Source organism: Thermoflexus sp., from assembly GCF_034432235.1.
GTDB lineage: Bacteria > Chloroflexota > Anaerolineae > Thermoflexales > Thermoflexaceae > Thermoflexus.
Genome location: NZ_DAOUCJ010000031.1, coordinates 61976 through 82642, shown reverse-complemented (window position 1 = coordinate 82642; position 20667 = coordinate 61976). Strand labels below are relative to the sequence as shown.

The window sequence follows — 20667 nt, the reverse complement described above, 5'->3', positions numbered from 1 at the left end:
GCGCGGTGTGACGTATCCCTGGCCCTTTCTACAGCAAACGGGGCTGCCGGGCGGAGGAAACCACATCGGCCCCTCCCGCCGCCAGGTGGGCCAGGCGGGTGGGCTCTGGAAGCCGGTGGCCCCGAACGCAGGCCATCACCGTGGCGATCGCGTTCTCCAGAGAGATGCGATGGCCGATGGAGACAAACAGCGGATTGGTCCCCACCTGCGTGCGCAGGACGGCCCCGATGATCTCCTCCCCATCCCAGAGCGGCGTCCAGGCCCCTGGCTCATCCGGCGGCATCTCGCAGCGCCCCCACAGCTTTGACTTCGCACATCCAATGGACGGAAGATCCAGATAAACCCCGAGATGGGTTGCGATCCCCATCCGGCGGGGATGGGAGATCCCATGGCCATCGACCATCAGCAGATGAGGTTCCAGCATTAAACGGTCCAGAGCCTTGAGGATCGCGGGGGCCTCCCGGAAAGCCAGCAGGCCCGGGATGTAGGGGAACGTCACCGGGACCTCCGCGACCGCCTGAGCGAGGGGCGTGAGATCCGGGAACCGCACGGCCACAGCGGCGGCACGGGCGAGATCGCCCCGAAAGCCGACATCCACCCCAACAATAATTGCGCCGGGTTCCGGCATGGGACCATCCCGGATCACCAGAGCGCGAAGCTGTTGCTGGATCGCGATCGCCTCTTCCGGCGAGACATCCCATGGATGGCGATGGCGAGCCTGGATCGGCATCTTCACCTCGTGAGCGCTACCAGACGTCGGGCCAGCTCGCGGAACTGTTCCGCCAGCAGGCCATCCGGCTGCAGCATGACGATGGGGACCCCTTGGTCGGCGGCCTGATGGGCCAGCTCGGGAGCTGGGGAGATGAAGCCGATCGGCTCAATGGAAAGCGCCTCCTCGATCTGCCGTCGGGTCGGGGCGATCCCGGAGACCGCGCGGTTCACCACCACCAGACCGAGTTGCTGGGCAACCCACCCGAGTTGGGATAACACGGAGATGAGCTCACGAGCATGGACTAAAGCCAGAGAGGTCGGCTCCATGACCAGCACGAGATAACGCAGTTCCCCCAGCAACGCCCGGGCCCCATCATCCAGCGTATGTCCCATCTCAAAGAGCACATAATCGCCCAGCGACGCCAGATGGCGGGCCAGGGTGCGAATGTGGGCGGCGGAGAGCACTACCGGCCGTGGCGTATAGGGGGCGAGCAACATCCGCAGCCCGCTGACATGGCGCGTGAGATATTTCTCGATCGTGGGGGGATCCAGCTCCTGGGGCGGATAGGCCAGGACATTCGGCAGCCCCAGGGCCTGGGAGAGTCGAAGCAGGCAGGCCAACCCCCCATGCGGGGCCAGATCGGCCAGGACCACTCGAGGATAGCGGAAATCCGGAGGGGGCGTTCGGACCGCTGGAGGGAGGTGGCCAGCTCCCTGAGCGAGGACGACCGCTGTGTTCAGCGCCACGGTGGAAGTTCCCACTCCCCCCTTCACGCCCAGGAAACCGATCGTGGCCGCCTGGACCCTGGCGGTGGCCTCGGCCTTCAGGCGGGCCGCGCGCTGCAACAGGGCTTCCACCCGGGAGATCAATTCCGCCGGATGCACTGGCTTGGTCAGGTAATCGTCCGCGCCTGCCTGGAAGCCGGCGATCTTATCCGCCACGGCGGTCTTCGCCGTGAACATCAGGATCGGGATCCCGGAGGTTTTCGGGTTCGCCCGCAGGCGCCGGCAAACCTCCAGCCCATCCATATCCGGCATCATCACATCCAGGATGATCAGATCGGGCTGCTCGGTCTCCGCCCTGGCCAGCGCCTGCGCGCCGCTGGTCGCCGGGGTGACCCGATACCCCTTGCGCTGGAGGATCAGGCCGATCAGCTTCACCGCCTGCAGATCATCATCGACGACCAGGATCGTTTCCGCCATTCGATAAACACCCTATTGGTGAGACTCGTCTCACAACGCTTTCACGGGGCACCCATAGAACCTGGACTCCGGACGGCAGGGAAGAACCGCTTATCGCTTATGTTGGTTCTGAAAGACTCCTCTTCCGGTAGAGGGCATCGGTTTTCGCGGCCATGATGAAATCATTCCGATGCAACCCGCGGATCTTATGCGTCCACCAGGTCACGGTCACCCGGCCCCAGCGGGTCACCAGCACCGGATGGTGTCCCTCGCTCTCCGCCAGCTCCCCCACCTCCCGCGTGAACTCCAGCGCCTCCCGGAAATTCGAAAAACGGAAGGTCCTTTCCAGCTGGGGGATCCCATCCCGGACGACCACCTGCCATTCCGGGACGCTGGGGAGCAAGGCCAGGATCTCCCCTTCGGTCAGGGGCGGCTCATCGCCTCGACACGGAACGCATTTCATCTCTTCCAGCTTCATCCTGCGCCCCTCACAACTTCACCGGAATCTTGAATCCGGAAAACCGGATCGTTCCCTGGCTGCGGCCCTTTGAGGTGCGAAAAGATGTGAGGTAATGAAAACACCTTCCCATCGCTAAATTAGCACCGAAACGGGAGCGCGTCAATGATCGCGGGGGGCTTCGCTTCCTTCACTGGGATGGCACGCTGCGGGTGGTTCCCCCTCGGATATAAGCTTCCTGGGGGAGCATTCGCGCGGTGCAGGGCGCCGAGGGCATCATGCCCGGCCTGGAAACCATGCCGAGCGATGGAAAAACCCAGGACCCGATAAAATAGAGGCAGCAAAGGGGAGCAGCCTTCAAAACCCGCCTTCCAGCGACAGGGCAAGAAAACAGGAGCCTTCTTCATTCGCTGTCTCCTCGGGCGAGGTGAACGATGCGACAACCACTGATCGCTGGGAACTGGAAGATGAACAAGACGGCCGCAGAGGGGCAGGCGCTGGCCCGGGCGATCCGGGAAGGCCTCCAGACCCAAACGGTGGAAGTGGTGCTCTGCCCCCCCTTCACGGCGATCCCCGCCGTCCACGCCGTGTTGCAGGGCTCCTCGATCCTCGTGGGAGCCCAGAACGTTCACTGGGAGGACGCCGGAGCCTTCACCGGGGAGATCTCCCCGGTGATGCTGAAGGAGTGGTGCCGGTATGTGATCATCGGCCACTCGGAACGCCGACAGTATTTCCATGAAGATGATGAGATGATCCGCCGCAAAGTCCTCGCCGCCCTGCGCCACGGCCTGACCCCTATTCTCTGTGTGGGGGAGACGCTGGCTCAGCGCGAAGCCGGGGAGACCGGAACCGTGGTGGCCACCCAGACCCGACGCGCGCTGGAAGGGCTCTCGCCAGGGCAGGCCGCCAGCCTCGTCATCGCCTATGAGCCCGTCTGGGCCATCGGGACCGGCCGGGCGGCCACCGGAGTGGATGCGGAGGAGGTGATCCGGCGTTGGGTTCGGGGAACCCTGGAAGAGCTCTTCGGGTTGGAAGTCGCGCAACAGGTGCGCGTCCTTTATGGAGGGAGCGTGACCCCCGAGAACATCGCGGAGTTCGTCGGTCGCTCCACCATCGACGGAGCGCTGGTGGGCGGAGCGAGCCTGAAAGCGGAGACGTTCCTAAGGATCATCCATGAGACGGCCCGGGTGAAGGCCTGAGCTCGTCATGCCGGTGAAACCCCTTCCCGCTCGACGGATCCTGGTCTTCGGCGCAGGAGCGGTCGGAGGATATCTGGGGGCGATGCTGAGCGCCTTCGGCCATGAGGTGATCCTCCTCGGCCGCCCCGCTGTGGTCGAGGCCATCCGGCGCCATGGGCTGATCCTCCTACGTCCCGATGGACTGCAGCTCACTACCCGGCCCCACGCCATCCCGGATCTGGATGCCGTCCCTTCGGAGGTGGACGCCATCTTTCTCACGGTGAAGGCTTACGATACGGAAGCGGCCATCGCCGCGATCCAGCGCCAGGGATGGCGTTCCGCGATGCTGTTCTGCTGGCAGAACGGCGTCGACGGGGAAGGCCGGCTGGCCGCCGCGTTCGGGGCCGACCGGGTCGTGGCGGGGACCCTCACCCAGCCCGTCTCCACCGTCGCGCCAGGGGTCGTCCGGCTGGAACGGACCCGCGGTGGATTGGGTCTGGCTCCCATGGCTCCGATTCAGGATCTGCGGGAATGGCAGGCGATCCTGCAGCTAACGGGCTTCTCCACCCGTCTCTACCCGGATCCCCAGGCCATGAAGTGGTCCAAGCTGTTGCTCAACCTCATCGCCAACGCCACCTGTGCGATCCTGGACTGGCCCGCGGAGCGGGTGCTCCGGGATCCCCGGACCTTCGCGGTGGAGCGGGCGGCGTTTCGGGAAGCCCTCGCGGTCATGCGCGCGCTGGGCCTGCGGCCCGTTTCGCTTCCCGGATATCCGATCCCGCTGCTGGCATGGGCGATGCGCTGGGGACCTGCCTCCGTCGTCCGAACGCTTCTGGCCTTCATGGGGGCGCGGGGGCGAGGAGAGAAACCTCCCTCCCTGCACCAGGATCTGCAACGAGGGGCCCGGCTGGAGATCGAGGCTTACTGCGGCGCGGTGGTGCGCCATGGGGCTCGAGCCGGGGTTCCCACACCGGTCCACGACGCCCTCGCCCGGATCCTCGAGGATCTGAGCAGGGGCCGGGAGGATCGGGCCGCATGGCGCGACAACGTCACCGCGTTGCTGGAACGGATAGGGCGATCGGCCCCAGGTGGATGGACCGCGCGGCGTCCCTAAAAACCGGGGGATGAGGGAGGTCTCGGATCTAACCCCCCGGCCCCCTTCCCTCGTAGGGAAGGGGGAGCCTAAAAATCCCCCCTCCCCGAAACGGGGAGGGGCTGGGGGAGGGGAAATCGGGCGGTCGCCCGCCGGATGATGATCATACAAGAGAAGACTCCGAAGAGTCGATGCCTCACCTGAAGATCATCGGATTGACCCGTCGCTACGGTCCTCAGGTGGCCCTCGATCATGTCACCTTCGAGGTCCCCGATGAGGAGATCATGGTGATCCTGGGCCCCAGCGGGAGCGGGAAGAGCACGCTCCTGCGCCTGATCGCGGGCCTGGAGCCCCCTGATGAAGGGCAGATCCTCCTGGATGGCCAGGACCTCGCGGGTATCCCTCCACACCGTCGTCGAATCGGCCTGATGTTCCAGGAATACGCGCTCTTTCCCCATTTGAATGTTTTTGAGAACATCGCTTTCGGATTGCGCATGCAGCGGCTTCCAGAGCCGGAGATCCGGGAACGCGTGCGAGCCCTGTTGAATCAGGTCGGGCTACCCGGCTATGAGCTGCGCGAGGTCCACACCCTCTCCGGGGGGGAGAAGCAGCGGGTCGCCCTGGCCCGCAGTCTGGCCCCGCGGCCCGCGGTCCTGCTACTGGATGAACCCCTGGGATCCCTGGATCGGGCACTGCGGGAGCAGCTGATGAGGGAGATCCGGGAGCTCTTGAAGGCCGAACGGATGACCGCCCTCTATGTCACCCACGATCAGAGCGAGGCGATGGCCGTGGCCGATCGGGTGCTGATCCTCCACCAGGGAAGGATCGAGCAGATCGGCCCGCCGGAGGCGTTATATCAGGATCCGGCCACACCCTTCGTGGCGCGTTTTCTGGATCTGGGCACCTTCCTGGAGGGCCATGTGCTCGCTCCCGGGGAAATCGCTCAGGTCTGGACACCCCTCGGGATCCTGCGGGGCCGGCCCAGGGGACCCCTTTCCCCGCATGCCCGGGCCCTGATCCTGATCCGCCACACCCCTCGATCGAACCCGTCGGACCATGCCAATGTCCTCGCCGGCGAAGTGGTTGCCCGTTCCTTCCGGGGGCTTTATGTGGAAATATGGATGCGGATCGGGACAGAGCGCCTTCGCTGGCTTTTCCCGGCGAACACCATCGAGGCCCGCCCGGGAGAACCGCTTTCCATCACCGTTCCGGCGGAGGACGTCGTGATCTGGCCCGCGGAGGACCCGCAATCCAGCAGGGGATCCAGCTCATAAGCGCTCGGGAGAACAGCACAGTCCTGCTGGCAGCCCCCATCACCGTCGCCCCTTCCGACGGATCGGGCGGAGGGCCAGCCGCAACGCTCGCAAGCCGCGCTCCAGGGCCTCTGGATCCAGGGTGTAAAACGTCTGGCGTCCTGCCTCTCGAGCGCGAAGGAGCCCCGCCTGCTGCAAGACGCGGAGATGATGCGAGACGGCAGGCTGGGAAAGACCCAGGGCCTGGACCAGATCCCGCACGCAGAGCTCGCGGCCCCACAACAGCCGCAAGATCTGCTGACGGTGATCATCCGCCAGGGCTCGGGCGAAGCGAACCGGATCTGCGCTCATGGCCTTTCTAGGTTTCAGAGATCGATCAAGGGGAACGCCAGCGGCGACGCGCAGCGGGTTTCAGGGAATGGGCAACACCCAAGGGCATCCCGCCCGATTTCCAGAAGCCGTCACAGGGAGGCCAGCGACACCCGCTGTGCGGGTTTCAACCCAGGGAGATCGGCTTCAGGTCCCGATAACGCCAGCGGAGCTCCCAGACCCGCAGGGCCGCCTCGATTTTAATCCGCCAGTTCATCTTCGAACGCCCCACCCGTCGATCCTCGAAGAAAATCGGGATCTCGCACACCCGATAGCCCAGCCGCTGCGCGATGTAGGCCATCTCCACCTGGAAGATATAGCCAGTGGATCGCACCCGATCCAGGGGCATACGCGCCAGGGCATCCCAGCGCCAGCATTTGAAACCGGCCGTTGCATCCCGGACCTGAAGCCCCAGGATGGCACGCGCGTAGAAGTTTCCCCAGCGGCTCAGCCAGTAGCGCCCAGGCCCCCAGCGGGGATCCACCCGTCCTCCCGGCGCATAACGGGACCCCACCACCACATGATAATCGGCCATCCGCTCCAGCATCCGGGGGATCGCCGAGGGAGGATGGGAAAGATCCGCATCCATCTGGACGATCGCTTCCGCGCCGATCTGCAAGGCGCGCCGGAAACCCTCCAGATAGGCGGGGCCCAGGCCCCGCGGGCCCTCGCGGTGCACCACCATCAGGCGGCCCGGGTGGGCCCGGGCCAGGGCCTCCGCGACCTCGCCCGTCCCATCGGGGGACCGATCATCCACCACCATGATCTGCAAATCCGGCAGGTTCAGCCCGAGCAACGCCTCCACCAGGCGGGGCAGATTGTCGGCTTCGTTGTAAGTGGGAACCACCACCATGGTTCTCGTCATCGCTTCTCAATCCTCCTTCCATCGCGCGTAAAGATCGTTCTCAATCCCCAGGCGCAGGAGCACCCGCCCCACCGTTTGATCGATGAGGTCCTGGATCGTGCGGGGGCGGCCATAGAAAGCCGGAACCGGCGGCATGATGATCGCTCCCATCCGCGCCGCCCTCCGCATCAGATCCAGATGGCCGATATGGAGAGGGGTTTCCCGCACCACCAGCACCAGCGGCCGCCCCTCTTTTAAGGTCACATCCGCCGCCCGGCTCATCAGATCCGAAGTGTAGCCACTAACGATCGCCCCCAGCGTCTTGATCGAGCATGGGATGATCACCATCCCCATCGTCCGGAAGGATCCGGAGGCGATGGCCGCCCCGATGTCGTGAAAGGCGTGAACGACATCCGCCAGCTCGATCACCTGGCGGACCGTGTAATCGGTCTCCTGGACAATGGTCATGCGGGCCGCCGGGCTGAGGATCAGGTGGGTCTCGATCTCCGGGTTCGGGCGCAGGACTTCCAGCAGCCGGATCCCGTAAATGACTCCGCTGGCCCCACTGATCCCCACGATGAGACGTCGTTTCATTTCATTCACACCTTAATGGCTCAATGCAGGAGTTAGGCAAAGAGCCCGGTCTCCACGGAGACGCGTTCCCTACCAGAGCGATGAGCGGTCCTCGGAGGCGAAGGCACCCTGAAGGATCGGAGGCAGGATCCGCAGGGCGTGCCGCAGGCGGGTTCCATGCCAGAACAGCAGGCTCCCGTCGATCCAGCGCACGCGGCCGGTCCGCCCTGCTGGCGTATCCGCGAAGCATGCCCGGACCGTTTCCGCATCCTCCGGCCGGAAGGGATACGGCTCGCTGGGGAGCAGGATCAGCTCGGGAGCTGCGCGCCGGATTTCCTCTTCCGAAAGGCGCGGGTATCGGTCATCCCGCGCAGCCGGTCGAGCGGGTATCCCGGGGTTCAGATCCGCAGCCAGCGGATACCGCCGACGGCGGCTCGCGAAGACGTTATCGCCCCCGCACCGGGTCAGCACGTCGTGGGCGTATGTCTCGGCGTTGAAGGTCATCCAGGGATCCTTCCAGATGGGGCAGAACACCCGCGGGCGCCGCTCGGGGTTCATCCGCTGGCAGGCCACCCACAAGGTCTCCAGCTCCTCGAGCACCGGGGGACGGTGGATCCCGAAGAGCGCCGTTAGATGCCGGACGAGGTCGAGGGCTTCCACCACGGAACGGGGGAAAGACACCGCCACCGGGATTCCCCGGGCCGCCAGGGCCCGCGCGTCCGCCTCCCGGTTCTCTTCCACATTGACGAACACCACGTCCGGTCGCAGCGCAAGGATCCGGTCGAGATCCGGGTTCTTCGTCCCCCCCACTGAGGGAACCGATCGCGCCTCCGCCGGATGGATACAGTAGTCCGTCCGCCCCACCACCCGATCCCCCAGCCCCAGATCGAACAGGGTCTCCGTCAAACTGGGCACCAGGGAGACAATCCGGCGTGGGGGGCGTTCCGGTCGAAACGGGCGGCCTCCCAGATCCCAGAGAGGGGCCTTGATTTCGGACCTCATCGAGCCTCCTCGCGATCCAGCCAGCGGGCTCCGAAGATCACGGTGATCTCTCCCTCCCCCCAGCGCTCGATCCGATCGCCCGGGCCGAGGGCGAGGGCCGCTCCCTCCGCCAGTCCGATCCCGTAAGCGAAGGGTCGCCGGTGAAGGGCCGCCTGAAGAGCCCGCGCGGCCTCCGGCGTGTAGTGGCTCACGATGAAAGCGCCTGGCAACCATCCCCAGGCGCCCAGCGTTTCCTGCCATCCGGAGCGCAGCACCCAGGTTCCCATGGCCTCGGCCCCCGCCCCGATCCCCAGCACCACCGCGCCGGAATGATAGGCGGTGATCATCGCCTGAAGGGCGGGCGTGTCGAAGAAAGTTTCCAGCAGGCGTCGCACATCCCCATCGGCGATCAGGATCAGACGGGCATCCAGGAGCAGGCGGGCATGGGCGGTCTGGAAGGCTTCCTCTCGAGAGCGAAGGGTGAGCACCCGGCATGGAGGGCTCCCCCATTCTCGATACTGCCGTTCATATCGCTGAGCGCGCCCCGGATCCTCGGCGGCGGCCATGACCACCACCACCAGGCCTTCAGGGGCGCTCCGGGCCATCGCCATCCGGTGCACCTCTTCGGCTTCCTCTCCTCCACACAGCACCAGCCACCCATGACCGCCCCGCCAGCGCAGCGGGCCTTTCTGCCCCATCTCTTCCTCCTCCTTTTTAATTTTGCATCACCGGACAGGATCTGGACAGGACCCAACGATGAAACTGGAACGCATGGCATCCTCGAAGGAGGGAAAATCCCGGCCTTGAATCTGAGGTTCAACAGAATACCCCCCACATGCGATATAATCTCAAGGAGACTCCCTCCAGACGTTTGGATCCCAGAAAGGATGCAGGCGTCGGCTCCCGATCCTCCGGCCGATGCACCCTTCGCCTGGAAAACGAGATGCAAAAAGGGGGAAGCGCCCATGCCGGAGCATGTGGGGACTTATATCGACCTCGGATGGGAGTTCCACGCGAAGAAGCAATACGATCAGGCAATCGAGCAGTTTCGCAAGGCCATTGAAATGGATGAGGATGCGGTAGACGCTTATTACGGGCTTGGCCTCTCCTGCAAAGCGAAGGGAGAAAAGGAGCAGGCCATCCAGGCTTTCGAGAAGGTGATCGAACTGGCCCCCACCCTGGACGATCGGGCCAAAGCTCAAATCCTCTCCCGGCTTGCCCAGGCTCATCTGGAAACCCTGCGAGGCTCCGATGGAGAAGCGTGAGCGGCTTCAAGCCGCCATTCAGGGCGATGCGGTGGATCGCCCGCCGGTGGCCCTGTGGCGGCACTTCCCGGTCGCGGATCAGGATCCGAGCGCCTTCGCCGAGGCGGTGATCGGATTCCAGCGCCGCTTCGACTTCGATTTCGTGAAGATCACCCCGGCCTCCAGTTATTGCGTCCGGGATTGGGGGGTCGAGGACCGCTGGGAGGGCGATACCGAAGGGACCCGGCGCTACATCCGGCATCCGGTGCAGGAACCCCGGGATTGGGCCGCCCTGCCGGTCCTTGATCCCACGCGGGGAGCCCTGCGGGAACATCTCGAAGCGGTGGCGCGGATCCGTCAGGCGCTCCCGGAGGTTCCTGTTGTGGTGACCGTGTTCAGCCCCCTGGCCCAGGCGAAGAACCTGGCAGGTCCCGAGCGACTGCTGCTGCATCTGAGACGTCACCCCGAAGCGCTCGAGATGGGTCTCCGGACCATCACGGAAAGCACCCGCCGTTTCATCCGCGCGGCCCTGGAACTCGGGGTGGACGGGATCTTCTACGCGGTCCAGCATGCCTCTTACCTCCTGCTTTCCCCGGAGGAATATCGGGCCTTCGGTCGCCCCTATGATCTGGCGATCCTGGAGGTGGCGATCGACGCCTGGCTGAACATCCTCCACCTCCATGGGGAGGCGGTGATGTTCGATCTTTTCGTGGATTACCCGGTTGCCGTCTGGAACTGGCACGATCGGGAGACGCCGCCCGCGCTGGAGGAGGGAAAGGAGAAAGTGCGGGGGGCTGTGCTGGGAGGGCTCTCCCGGATCCAGACCCTGGTGCTGGGGACCCCTCAGGACGTGGAGGCGGAAGCCCGGGAGGCCATCGCCCGGACCGGCGGGCGGCGGTTCATCCTGGGCACCGGCTGCGTCGTTCCGATCCACGCGCCAGAGGTCAACCTGCAGGCAGCGCGGCAGGTCGTCGAACGGGCGTCGGAGAGCCGGTGAGATAAGGTCTGGCCCATCGGAGGTCTGATCCAAGCAGCAGGGGCAGCTACAAATGAGGGCACGAATATAATCCTCCTCCCAGCAAGGGATGGGCTCTCTCACCCATCTCTCGCCTGATTCCCAAACCGTAATTCCCCACCCATGGCTTGAAGATCCAGGAGAAGGGCTCTGTCGCCCCCCGACTTATGCTTCGTCATGCACCCACAATGGGGAGTGAACAATCGGTTGCGCTAAAATAGGGGGAAACGATCCGGCTGGAGCGCGCATGCCACGGGTGCTGGTGATCGATTATGGGATCGGGAACCTGGGAAACGTGGTCCGGGCGTTCCGGCGGCTGGGGGCGGAGGTGCGCCTCAGCGAGCGCCCGGAGGACCTGGACTGGGCGGAGAAGATCGTGCTGCCCGGAGTGGGCGCCTTCGGGGATGGAATGGCCGGGCTGACGGCGCGCGGGTGGGTCGAGCCGCTGAAGCAAGCAGTCGCCAGCGGGATCCCCTTGCTGGGCATCTGCCTGGGGATGCAGCTGCTCTTTGAGGAAAGCGAGGAGATGGGCTACCACAGGGGTCTGGGATTGCTGCGCGGCCGGGTGCGCCGTTTTCCCCCGGAGGCCGGCAAAGTGCCCCAGATCGGCTGGAACCGCCTGGAGCACGCGGGGAGCCATCCCCTGCTCCACCGTGTGCCTCACGGCGCTTACGTGTATTTCGTTCACGGCTATTACTGCGAGCCGGAGGATCCGGCGGATGTGATCGCCACGACCGTTTATGGGATCCGCTACGCCTCGATGGTCGCCCGGGGGCCCGTGATGGGGGTGCAGTTCCACCCGGAGAAAAGCCATCGCGCAGGCGAACAGATCCTGCGGAACTTCCTGAGGCTTTGAGGGGCCAACTCACCTTGGCCTGGGAGAAAATCGCCCTCAGGCTGGGTCGGTCGCTTCCGACGGCCCGCCCAGCCCCCAGATCCAGAGCCAGCGGCGTAATCCCTGTTCCCACTTTTGGACGTATCCGAGCTTATGAAGATCGAGCTGATCCCTTCCATTGATCTCCTCCAGGGCCAGGTCGTCCGGCTGATCCAGGGCGATCCCCGGCGCCGCATCGTGTATGCCACGGATCCGGTCGAGCAGGCTCTCCGATGGGCGGAGGAAGGGGCCCGCTGGCTCCACGTGGTCCACCTGGATGGCGCCTTCGGAACGGAGGGAACCCGCATGACATGGATCGCCCGGCTGGTCCGCGAAACGCCGCTCATGGTGCAGCTGGGAGGCGGGCTGCGCACGCTGGAAGACCTGGAGCGCGCCTTCGAGCTGGGCGTTCAGCGCGCTGTGGTCGGGACGATGGCCGTGCGGAATCCGGCCGCGCTGGAGGCGGCGCTGGCCCGCTTCGGGCCAGACCGGCTGGTCCTGGCGGTGGAGGTTCGGGAGGGACAGCTCACCGTGGCCGGCTGGCGGGAAAAGGCCGGAGACCCGATCGCCTTCGCTCGGGAATGGGCCGCCCGGGGTGTGCGCTGGGCCCTTTACACCAACGTGATGCGGGATGGAACCCTGGCCGGCCCGGATCTGGAAGGGGCCGCCCGGGTCGCCCGGGCCGCGGGCGTCCAGGTTCTCGTCTCCGGAGGGATCGGGGCTCTTTCCCACATCGAGGAAGCCGGACGGCGGGCTTTCCCGGGCCTGGCCGGGCTGATCCTCGGACGGGCGCTCCATGAGGGGTATTTCACCCTGCGAGAGGCGATCGCCCGCTTGCGGGATCTGGAAGGAGAGAACCATGCGGCCGCGCCTTTTCCTTCCGCCGGATGAGCGAGAGCGCCTGATCGAACAGCTGCAGGCGCTGATGGAGGCGGACGCGGATATCCAATTCGCCACCCTCTTTGGATCCTTCCTGGAGATGGACCTGCCCTTCGCGGATATCGACGTGGGTCTTGGGCTGGCGCCTGGGGTGGACCCGGAGCGTTACGAGCTGGACCGAGCAGCGGAGTGGACGGTCGCCCTGGGTTACCCGGTGGATGTGGTGGTGTTCGAGCGCGCGCCCCTGGGGCTGCAGGTTCAGATCCTGAACGGCCGCCCGCTGATCCTCCGGGACCCGGAGCGCTTCACCGATCTCATCGAACGAACCGGGTGGGAGTGGATGCACTGGGAGCCCTACGTTTCCCAGTTCCTCAGGGAGCTGCTGCCGTGAAACCCGATCCCGAGCGAGTGGCCCGGCTGAGCGCTGAGATTCTGGAACGTCTGGAGAAGCTCGAGGCCTACACAGATGATTCATGAGTATCGAGAGGTCACACCTGCCCAGGGTTATCGGATGGCCCGGGAGGAAGCCGGCGCGCTGAGGGAGATGGTGCGCCGGCTGCTGGCGTGGCTCCAGCGGAAGCCCACCCCGGATTGAGAAACCCTTCATGCAACTCAGAGGACCGCGGGAAAGGGAAAGCTCCAACCATGCTGGCGAAGCGGATCATTCCCTGTCTGGACATCCACGCCGGGCGGGTGGTGAAAGGGGTGCGGTTCGTTGATCTGCGGGATGCGGGGGATCCCGTCGAGCATGCCCGCGTGTATGAGGAGGAAGGGGCCGATGAGCTGGTCTTCCTGGACATCACCGCATCCTATGAGGATCGCGCCATCCTGCTCGATGTGGTCCGACGCGTGGCGGAGGTTCTCTCCATCCCGTTCACAGTCGGCGGGGGGATTCGGACCGTCGAGGACTTTCGGGCTCTGTTGCGGGCGGGGGCGGATAAGGTCAGCATCAACACGGCGGCGGTCCGCCAGCCCGAGCTGATCACCGAGGCGGCGCGGCGCTTCGGCTCCCAGTGCGTGGTCGTGGCCATCGACGCCAAACGGGTCGGGCCGTCCCGGTGGGAGGTTTACATCCACGGGGGGCGCACGCCGACGGGCCTGGATGCCGTGGCATGGGCCCAGGAGGCGGAACGGCGCGGGGCGGGGGAGATCCTGCTCACCAGCATCGATGCCGATGGCACCCAGGAGGGCTATGATCTGGAGCTCACCCGGACCGTGGCGGAAGCTGTGGGCGTCCCGGTGATCGCCTCGGGCGGGGCCGGCGCCCTCGAGCACTTTTATGAGGTGTTCACGGTGGGGAAAGCGGACGCCGCTCTGGCCGCTTCGGTTTTCCATTTCCGGCAGCTGCGCATCTCAGAAGTGAAGGCTTACCTGGCGGAACGCGGGATCCCGGTGCGCCTTCCCTGAATCAAAACCTCATCGCAATACAGGCGCGCGACATGCGGAGGACACGGATGGGAGAGCGCCCCTATCGCTTCTTCGACATGGTGATGGCTCTCTTCGTCACCGTCCTCATCGTCAGCAACATCGCCTCATCCGCCAAGATCGTAGACTGGAGGGCGAGCCTCTTCGGTGTGCGGCTCGCCTTCGATGCGGGCACGATCCTTTTCCCCGTGAGCTATATCTTTGGGGACATCCTGACCGAGGTCTACGGTTATCGTCGCTCCCGCCGGGTCATCTGGACCGGGTTCGCATGCCTAACGCTGAGCGCGCTGATCCTCTGGATTGTCCGCATCCTGCCGGGGGATCCCGAATGGGAACGAACCGCCGGACAGCGGGCGTATGAGGCCATTCTGGGCGGCATGAGCACCGGCGGCATCGTCCTGGCCAGTCTCCTGGGCTACTGGTCCGGCGAGTTCGCGAACTCCTTCACCCTGGCTAAAATGAAGATCCTCACCCGTGGTCGCTACCTGTGGACCCGGACCATCGGCAGCACGCTGGTCGGTGAGCTGGTGGACACGGCCGTCTTTGTGGGGATCGCCTCATTGACCGGCGTCTTCCCATGGAATCTGTTCGCCACCCTGGTGTTGACCAACTATTTGTTCAAGGTTGGCGTGGAAGCGGTGATGACGCCGGTGACGTATCTGATCGTGGGCACCCTGAAACGCCTGGAACAGGAGGACTATTACGACTATGACACCGACTTCAATCCCTTCCGACTGGAGCTCCGCGTCTGAACCGGCGGAGGTCGAGGCAGAAGCCCCTCCTACAGCAGCGCGCCCCGCGATTGTCCAGGATGCGCGAACCGGTCGGGTGCTGATGCTGGGCTGGATGAACGATGAAGCCCTCCAGCGCACCCGCGAGACCGGGATGGTGCACTTCTGGAGTCGATCCCGCAGGCGGCTATGGCGAAAGGGGGAGACCTCCGGGAACGTCCTCCGTGTGGTGGAGATCCGCCTCGATTGCGATGAGGATGCGCTGCTGATTCAGGCGATCCCCGCCGGGCCCACATGCCACACCGGCCGGCCCAGCTGCTTTCATCGGGAACTCCGTGAAGGGGAGCTTCCTCCTCCATCCGGACACATCCTCCACCGGCTGGAGGAGATCGTGCGGGATCGGCAACGGCACCCGGTGGAGGGCTCTTACACCGCCCAACTCCTGACCGCGGGGCTGGATGAGATCGTGAAGAAAATCGGCGAAGAGGCCATAGAGGTTGTCCTGGCCTTGCGGCATCAATCCGACCCGCGGTCCCTGGAGGAGGCTGCGGATCTTTTATATATGCTGACCGTGGGGCTGGTGGCGCGGGGGCTGAGCTGGGACGCCGTGCTGGAAGTCCTATCCGAACGACGGGGAATGGGGGCGATCCTCGGGGAGCGCCCTTGAGGAGCCGAAGTAGGGCAACTGCAAGCAGTTGCCCTACATTGAAGAGGAGGAAGGATGCCTATCGAGATCTATCGCTGGGAAGCCCTGGACGCGGGAACACGACAGCGCCTGCTGATGCGCGCCCGGGCGGATCTTCAGCAGGTCCTTCCAGACGTAAAGGCCATCCTGGAGGACGTGCGACGGCGGGGGGATGCCGCGGTCGTCGATTACCTGCGGCGCTTCGATGGGATCGACTGGCCGCCGGAGCGCTGGCGGGTGAGCCCGGAGGCGATGGCCGCCGCCTGGAAGGAGCTTGCCCCGGAGGTCCGGGAGGCGCTGCACCGGGAAGCGGAGGCCGTCCGGCGGTTCCATGAAGCCCAGCGGGAACGGCCCATCTGGCTGATGGAGATGGCTCCAGGGGTGATCGCCGGGCAGATCGTTCGCCCGCTGGATTCGGCCGGGCTCTACATCCCGGGCGGCCGGGCCGTCTATCCCACCATCGTCCATGCCCTGGGGATTCCGGCCTCGGTGGCGGGCGTGCGCCGGATCGTCGCCTGCACCCCCCCAGCCGGGCGCCACCCTGCGGTGCTGGCCGCCGCCCACGCCGCCGGAGTGACCGATTTCTTCCTGGTGGGCGGGGTGGCCGCCATTGCCGCCATGGCCTACGGCACGGAGACGATCCCCAGGGTGGATAAGATCGTAGGGCCCGGTAACCTGTATGTGCTGGCGGCCAAAGCCCTGGTGATGGGGGAAGTGGCCATCGATATGCTGGCCGGCCCCACCGAAGTGATCGTCCTGGCCGATGAGACGGCGCGCCCGGACTGGGTGGCGGCGGAGCTGCTGGCCCAGGCCGAGCACGATCCCCATACCTCCTGTCTTCTGGTGACGCCGGTGGAAGCCCTGGCCCATGCCGTGCGGCGCGAGATCGAGCGGCAGGGCTCACGACTCCCGCGATGGGCCATCGCCCGCCAGGCGCTGGAAACCTATGGGGGGCTGATCGTGACCGCAGATATGGAGACGGCCATCGAGGTCTGCAACGCCTACGCGCCAGAGCATCTGGCCATCTACACCCGGGATCCCTGGGCGATCCTCCCAGCCATTCGCCATGCGGGATCCGTGTTCCTGGGCCCCTGGTCCGCCGTGGCGGCGGGGGATTACGCTACCGGCACCAACAACACCCTGCCGACCGGCGGCTGGGCCCGCGCGGCCTCTTCCATTTCCGTGGACACCTTCGTGAAGAAGATCGAGGTGGAAGCCCTGACCGAGGAGGGTCTGCGCCATCTGGCCCCGGTGATCACCACGCTGGCGGAGGTGGAGGGGCTACACGCCCACGCCGCTTCCATCCGGATCCGCCTTCCAGACCTGCCGGCGTCCTCCGCTACAGTCTGATACCCATTTCATAGTCGTTCAAAGTCCATAGGCTCTGCTTGGCCAGCGGCAATTTCCTCCCTGGCACGACGAGCCGCCGCAACGAGTTCACCCTGGGTGCGCTTGAACAGCGCATCCCATTGAAGCTCGTCTTGCAAATCCAGGATATACTCTCGCAGATGTTCCACCACACGCTCCTGCATTTCCTCAGGCAAAGACTCCAGCATTTTCTCCACCGTCACAATTGCTGTAGATGGCATTTCCATCCTCCTGGGGGGCGTTTGACAACCCCCCGCCACGCCGATTAGAATTAAATTGCGGCATGGGGCGGTAGCTCAACCGGCAGAGCAGCGGCCTTTTAAGCCGACGGTTGTGGGTTCGAGTCCCACCCGCCTCACCTGAGGAAGCCTTCTGCGATGGGCTCATCGCGGAAGGCTTTTTGCTTTTCCACCATCGGATGGACACATTGGGGACCTGAAGGGCCGGCCTGAAAAAGCATCCGGCTATCCCCTGGAAATGACCCGGGGGGCGCAAGACCCATCCCAACACCGATCGGGAGGATGGAGAATGGCCCAGGGAGCGCTGGCTGAAGATCCCTTCGAAGGGATGCGATTGACCTTCGCCGAGGAAAGCACGATCACGGCCGTGTATCAGGTCCGGCGGGTGCTGGCCCATGAGCGGAGCGCCCTGCAGGAAATCGCTATCCTGGAACTCGAAAACTGGGGCAAGGCGCTGGTCCTGGATGGCGTGATTCAGTTCACCCAACGGGACGAGTTCTTCTACCACGAGTCCCTGGTCCACCCGGCGATGATGGCCCATCCGAACCCGCGCCGGGTGCTGGTGATCGGTGGGGGGGACGGCGGGGTAGCCCGGGAGGCCCTGCGGCATCCCACGGTGGAAGAAGTGATCGTGGTGGAAGTGGACGGCCAGGTGGTGGAGCTGTGTCGGCGGCACATGCCGGAGTTCGCCTCCTCTTTCGATGATCCCCGGGTCCGCCTGATCATCGGCAACGGGCGCACCTTCCTGGAGGAACACCCGGATGCCTACGATGTGATCCTGCTGGACTCCAATGACCCCCTGGCGGAGCTGGCCCGCAGCCTGTTCGACCCCGCCTTCTTCCGGTTGTGCGCTGAGCACCTGACCGATGAGGGGATGCTGGCCCTGCACCTTTCCGAGTCCCTGTTCCGGGAAGGATACCTGGGCTATGAAGCGCCGATGGTGCGGAAGGCGCTCGGCCAGCTCTTCCGGTATGTGGAGACCATTCCCATGCCCTATTCCACGTATCCGTGCAACTGGTGGAGTTTCATCGTCTGCTCCAAGGGGCTGGATCCGAGGGTCGTGCGCAATCCCCATCCCTTCCGGGGACGCTACTATGACCCGGATTACCATCGCTGGCTTTTCGCCCCCCCCGCCTTCATGGACCGTCTGGAGGAACTCAAAGGGACCTTCTGATCGACCATGGATCGCGCCGCCGGGCAGGGGGAGGGATCGCCTTCCCGATGGAGGGCCAGGCGGGCTCGAAAGTCGAACGCTCTATCCCGTGAATATAGGGATCCCAATCGCCCGAGGGATCCGGGCTGGGCAACCCCATGTGGAGATCCAGGGGCTCTATGGAAGGCCCGTCCGGTTCAGGAAGAGCCAGTCATAGCTCCACCGGACATCCGGGGGGAAGAGCCAGATCGGGTGACGGGCCAGGAGCTGCCATGCATAGCGGACCTCCAGCCAGCGTAAGGCGGGGCGGCCTCCCCGGAGCGGCGGGCTGACCCAGGTTTCCACCAGCCACCCCGGGCTATGGACGACCGCTTCGGGAACCGGATACGGACGCCGCAACGGGATCGGCCCTTCCGGCGTCTCCAGGACCAGCTGCCATGCGGCGAGGGAGGCTGGATCCCGGCTCCGCCACGGGATTCGAACCCGGACCCGGTATCCATCCGGCCCGGATCGGGTGGAGATTTGAGGGGGATTCAGCTCCACATGGGGGCTGGTTCGCGTGCCGAATCGCGGAGGCTCCCGCTGAGGCAGGACCTCCACTTCACCCATGGAAAGCGTATCCCCCTGGCCCTCCCGCAAGGGAAGCCGTGGGAACCCCGCCGTCCCCGTCTCATACCAGCCGATGCGGACTTCATAACGTCCAGCGGGCACCCAGCGAGGGATCAGCAGGCTGCGCCCCACATCGTAGATCCGACCCGGTGTCCACTGATCCGTTGGGAGCTCCGGCTCCGCGTCCCAGTTGGCCCAGAGCTGTCCGGTCGGATCTATCAGGTGCACGAAGAGCGTCCACCGGCGATCCAGCGGCTGGTCCGTAGAGAAGCGCAGGTGCCATTGCACCGAACGACCCGGCTCCACCACCTCCTGGGTCCAGCCGATATCGTGCAGCCGGATCCCGTTGGCCCACCGGGCATCCCGATGGATCCATCGAGCGGCCGGGGCCCTACGGACCAGATGGAACATGGCAGCTCGATATTCGGGGATTTCGTGGGGGAACTCCGCCTGGAAGTCGATCAGATGAGTGGCCTGGAGCTCCTGCAGCCACCCCTCCCAGTCCGCCCGGTAAAGGGCAACCCCCACGAACCAGAAAGAGGGGGAGCGGCCCACCACCTGAGCGCGCTGCGCCGGATCCGGCCACTCATAGCTTGGGAAACCTGAATCCGCCGACCAGAGGAGGTGCCAGCGCGCCTGGGCCAGCACCGGCTCCGGAGCGGTCCAGAACTCCAGCTCCGACTCCAAGCCCAAAGGAAGATTCAGCACCGGGAAGCTGGCGATCCCAATTATGCCGGGCAGGATCAGGATCAGAAGCGCCCCTTTCCATCGGGAGCCCAGCCCGATGGAGAGAACCAGCGTGAGCGTCGGGATCACCGACATGGCGAAGTAGCGGGCGGCGAAGAAAGGCCAGCGCATGGCCATCAGGGCGCCCGCCCCCAGCGGGAGCAGCGCCACGATGGCCAGCTCCAGCCGGATCCGCCTCCATGAGCGAAGGGTGGGGAGAAGAAGCCCGATGAACACGCCAGCCCCTACAGCGAGGATTCTCGCCAGCCTCCCATCGGCGAGCGGGCCGACGAGAAGATTGGCCCAGAGATGCCCCAGCACCTCCCACGGCATGGGGCGGACCGGGATGGCGGAAAGGTTTCGCACTGTGTTTTCCAGGCTTCCCGCATAGGCCTGGGCGATCCAGACGCCGAAGGCGACCATGAAGGGAAGCGCGGCCAACCCGCCCATGCGCCATCCGGAGGGGCGACGGATCAGGAGGATCAGCCACTGCGTGCCGATGAGGAGCAGCCCATAGTAGTGAGTGAACATTAAAGCGCCCTGGACCAAAGCCCAGGCGAGCCATCGGGAAGTCGTGGGCTGCCGCAACAGGCGAGCCCACAGGAACATCGACAGCCCGCCCAGAGCCACCACCAGCCCATACATCCGGATCAGGACCAGCAGGAACAGATAGAAAGGGTTCAGCATTAACCCGGCCACCAGCGCCAGGCCCAGCCGGCGCCCTCCCCACTGGCACCCGACCTGGAAAGCAAGGGGGAGGGCCGGCAATCCCAGGCAGATCGAGAAGAACCGATACGCCCAGGGGTGATCGAAACCGCCGAGCTCCCGCCAGCCCTTGACCAGCCAGTAATAGAGCGGGGGGTGGCTGTCCCGCATCAGGTTGCGGGCCACCTCCACCCAGCCGTAGGAGCTGACCTGCCAGAGCACGTGCTGCTCATCGAATCGCGTTAGATCCCGTGGCATCACGGCCAGCGTCACCCAGAAGGTCAGCCAGATGGCCAGCAGGACAACGAAGGCGATTCGATCTTTCATCGCATGTAGCTCGGGTATCCGCAACCTGACTTCCCCGCCGATGAAG

The 20667-nt window shown here is 65.2% G+C and carries 24 protein-coding genes and 1 tRNA gene; 15 read left to right on the top strand and 10 right to left on the bottom strand.

The features are described from left to right. Positions 1–28: 28 nt before the first annotated feature. The 3 genes from nfi to VAE54_RS03890 form a co-directional block, all read right to left on the bottom strand. On the bottom strand, positions 29–730 hold the full coding sequence (gene nfi, locus VAE54_RS03900) for a deoxyribonuclease V (protein ID WP_322800626.1): 702 nt from the start codon (positions 728–730) through the stop codon (positions 29–31). Between the two features lie 2 nt (positions 731–732). Beyond that, positions 733–1914, bottom strand: a complete 1182-nt coding sequence (locus tag VAE54_RS03895; protein ID WP_322800625.1) for a response regulator — start codon at positions 1912–1914, stop codon at positions 733–735. 97 nt (positions 1915–2011) lie between these two features. Further along, a complete protein-coding gene (locus VAE54_RS03890) occupies positions 2012–2371 on the bottom strand; it encodes a 4a-hydroxytetrahydrobiopterin dehydratase (RefSeq protein ID WP_322800624.1) in 360 nt (119 codons plus the stop codon). A gap of 413 nt (positions 2372–2784) precedes the next feature. Between VAE54_RS03890 and tpiA the strand changes: the two genes are divergently transcribed. From tpiA to VAE54_RS03875, 3 genes are all read left to right on the top strand, one after another. Next, positions 2785–3549 (top strand): triose-phosphate isomerase, encoded by a 765-nt coding sequence (gene tpiA / locus VAE54_RS03885; protein WP_322800623.1) that lies wholly within the window; start codon positions 2785–2787, stop codon positions 3547–3549. A 7-nt stretch (positions 3550–3556) separates the two neighbouring features. Further along, positions 3557–4642: a ketopantoate reductase family protein gene (locus VAE54_RS03880; protein WP_322800622.1), complete on the top strand. Its 1086-nt coding sequence runs from the start codon at positions 3557–3559 to the stop codon at positions 4640–4642. Positions 4643–4812: 170 nt separating this feature from the next. Continuing rightward, positions 4813–5895: an ABC transporter ATP-binding protein gene (locus VAE54_RS03875; RefSeq protein WP_322800621.1), complete on the top strand. Its 1083-nt coding sequence runs from the start codon at positions 4813–4815 to the stop codon at positions 5893–5895. 39 nt (positions 5896–5934) lie between these two features. On the opposite strand, the gene VAE54_RS03870 is transcribed toward VAE54_RS03875, so the two are convergent. The 5 genes from VAE54_RS03870 to VAE54_RS03850 form a co-directional block, all read right to left on the bottom strand. Continuing rightward, positions 5935–6225 carry a metalloregulator ArsR/SmtB family transcription factor gene (locus tag VAE54_RS03870; protein WP_322800620.1) on the bottom strand — a complete coding sequence of 97 codons (291 nt, stop codon included), beginning with the start codon at positions 6223–6225 and terminating at the stop codon, positions 5935–5937. Between the two features lie 145 nt (positions 6226–6370). Beyond that, positions 6371–7108: a polyprenol monophosphomannose synthase gene (locus VAE54_RS03865; RefSeq protein ID WP_322800619.1), complete on the bottom strand. Its 738-nt coding sequence runs from the start codon at positions 7106–7108 to the stop codon at positions 6371–6373. A gap of 6 nt (positions 7109–7114) precedes the next feature. Further along, positions 7115–7681 (bottom strand): UbiX family flavin prenyltransferase, encoded by a 567-nt coding sequence (locus VAE54_RS03860; RefSeq protein ID WP_322800618.1) that lies wholly within the window; start codon positions 7679–7681, stop codon positions 7115–7117. A 69-nt stretch (positions 7682–7750) separates the two neighbouring features. Beyond that, complete coding sequence (locus VAE54_RS03855; protein WP_322800617.1) at positions 7751–8662, bottom strand: helical backbone metal receptor; 912 nt, start codon at positions 8660–8662, stop codon at positions 7751–7753. After that, positions 8659–9339, bottom strand: a complete 681-nt coding sequence (locus tag VAE54_RS03850) for a Type 1 glutamine amidotransferase-like domain-containing protein (protein ID WP_322800616.1) — start codon at positions 9337–9339, stop codon at positions 8659–8661. Before VAE54_RS03850 ends, VAE54_RS03855 begins: the two co-directional genes overlap by 4 nt. A gap of 267 nt (positions 9340–9606) precedes the next feature. Between VAE54_RS03850 and VAE54_RS03845 the strand changes: the two genes are divergently transcribed. From VAE54_RS03845 to hisD, 10 genes are all read left to right on the top strand, one after another. Next, a complete protein-coding gene (locus VAE54_RS03845) occupies positions 9607–9906 on the top strand; it encodes a tetratricopeptide repeat protein (protein WP_322800615.1) in 300 nt (99 codons plus the stop codon). Continuing rightward, the gene (locus VAE54_RS03840; RefSeq protein WP_322800614.1) at positions 9893–10882 is read left to right on the top strand and encodes a uroporphyrinogen decarboxylase family protein; all 990 of its coding nucleotides are present in this window, start codon (positions 9893–9895) and stop codon (positions 10880–10882) included. The genes VAE54_RS03845 and VAE54_RS03840 overlap by 14 nt, the downstream gene beginning before the upstream one ends. 265 nt (positions 10883–11147) lie before the next feature. After that, positions 11148–11756, top strand: coding sequence for an imidazole glycerol phosphate synthase subunit HisH (gene hisH, locus VAE54_RS03835; RefSeq protein ID WP_322800613.1), 609 nt, complete (start codon positions 11148–11150; stop codon positions 11754–11756). A 132-nt stretch (positions 11757–11888) separates the two neighbouring features. Further along, positions 11889–12665, top strand: coding sequence for a 1-(5-phosphoribosyl)-5-[(5-phosphoribosylamino)methylideneamino] imidazole-4-carboxamide isomerase (locus tag VAE54_RS03830; RefSeq protein ID WP_322800612.1), 777 nt, complete (start codon positions 11889–11891; stop codon positions 12663–12665). After that, the gene (locus VAE54_RS03825; RefSeq protein WP_322800611.1) at positions 12634–13044 is read left to right on the top strand and encodes a nucleotidyltransferase domain-containing protein; all 411 of its coding nucleotides are present in this window, start codon (positions 12634–12636) and stop codon (positions 13042–13044) included. The genes VAE54_RS03830 and VAE54_RS03825 overlap by 32 nt, the downstream gene beginning before the upstream one ends. Before the next feature lie 75 nt (positions 13045–13119). Beyond that, complete coding sequence (locus tag VAE54_RS03820) at positions 13120–13248, top strand: hypothetical protein (RefSeq protein ID WP_322800610.1); 129 nt, start codon at positions 13120–13122, stop codon at positions 13246–13248. A 50-nt stretch (positions 13249–13298) separates the two neighbouring features. Continuing rightward, complete coding sequence (gene hisF, locus VAE54_RS03815) at positions 13299–14060, top strand: imidazole glycerol phosphate synthase subunit HisF (RefSeq protein WP_322800609.1); 762 nt, start codon at positions 13299–13301, stop codon at positions 14058–14060. A 47-nt stretch (positions 14061–14107) separates the two neighbouring features. Continuing rightward, on the top strand, positions 14108–14830 hold the full coding sequence (locus tag VAE54_RS03810) for a queuosine precursor transporter (RefSeq protein WP_322800608.1): 723 nt from the start codon (positions 14108–14110) through the stop codon (positions 14828–14830). Further along, entirely contained in the window at positions 14787–15476 is a 690-nt protein-coding gene (hisIE, locus tag VAE54_RS03805) for a bifunctional phosphoribosyl-AMP cyclohydrolase/phosphoribosyl-ATP diphosphatase HisIE (RefSeq protein WP_322800607.1), read from the top strand. Before VAE54_RS03810 ends, hisIE begins: the two co-directional genes overlap by 44 nt. A gap of 54 nt (positions 15477–15530) precedes the next feature. Further along, complete coding sequence (gene hisD, locus VAE54_RS03800; RefSeq protein ID WP_322800606.1) at positions 15531–16844, top strand: histidinol dehydrogenase; 1314 nt, start codon at positions 15531–15533, stop codon at positions 16842–16844. Between the two features lie 8 nt (positions 16845–16852). Here the strand turns inward: hisD and VAE54_RS03795 are convergent, their stop codons facing one another. After that, positions 16853–17083, bottom strand: coding sequence for a hypothetical protein (locus VAE54_RS03795; RefSeq protein ID WP_322800605.1), 231 nt, complete (start codon positions 17081–17083; stop codon positions 16853–16855). A 64-nt stretch (positions 17084–17147) separates the two neighbouring features. Here VAE54_RS03795 and VAE54_RS03790 point away from each other — a divergent pair. Together VAE54_RS03790 and speE are read left to right on the top strand one after the other, a co-directional pair. Then, a tRNA-Lys gene (locus VAE54_RS03790) sits at positions 17148–17220 on the top strand. A gap of 170 nt (positions 17221–17390) precedes the next feature. After that, positions 17391–18275 (top strand): polyamine aminopropyltransferase, encoded by an 885-nt coding sequence (speE, locus tag VAE54_RS03785; RefSeq protein ID WP_322800604.1) that lies wholly within the window; start codon positions 17391–17393, stop codon positions 18273–18275. Positions 18276–18431: 156 nt separating this feature from the next. Here the strand turns inward: speE and VAE54_RS03780 are convergent, their stop codons facing one another. Next, positions 18432–20621, bottom strand: coding sequence for a glycosyltransferase family 39 protein (locus VAE54_RS03780; RefSeq protein ID WP_322800603.1), 2190 nt, complete (start codon positions 20619–20621; stop codon positions 18432–18434). Positions 20622–20667: the final 46 nt, after the last annotated feature.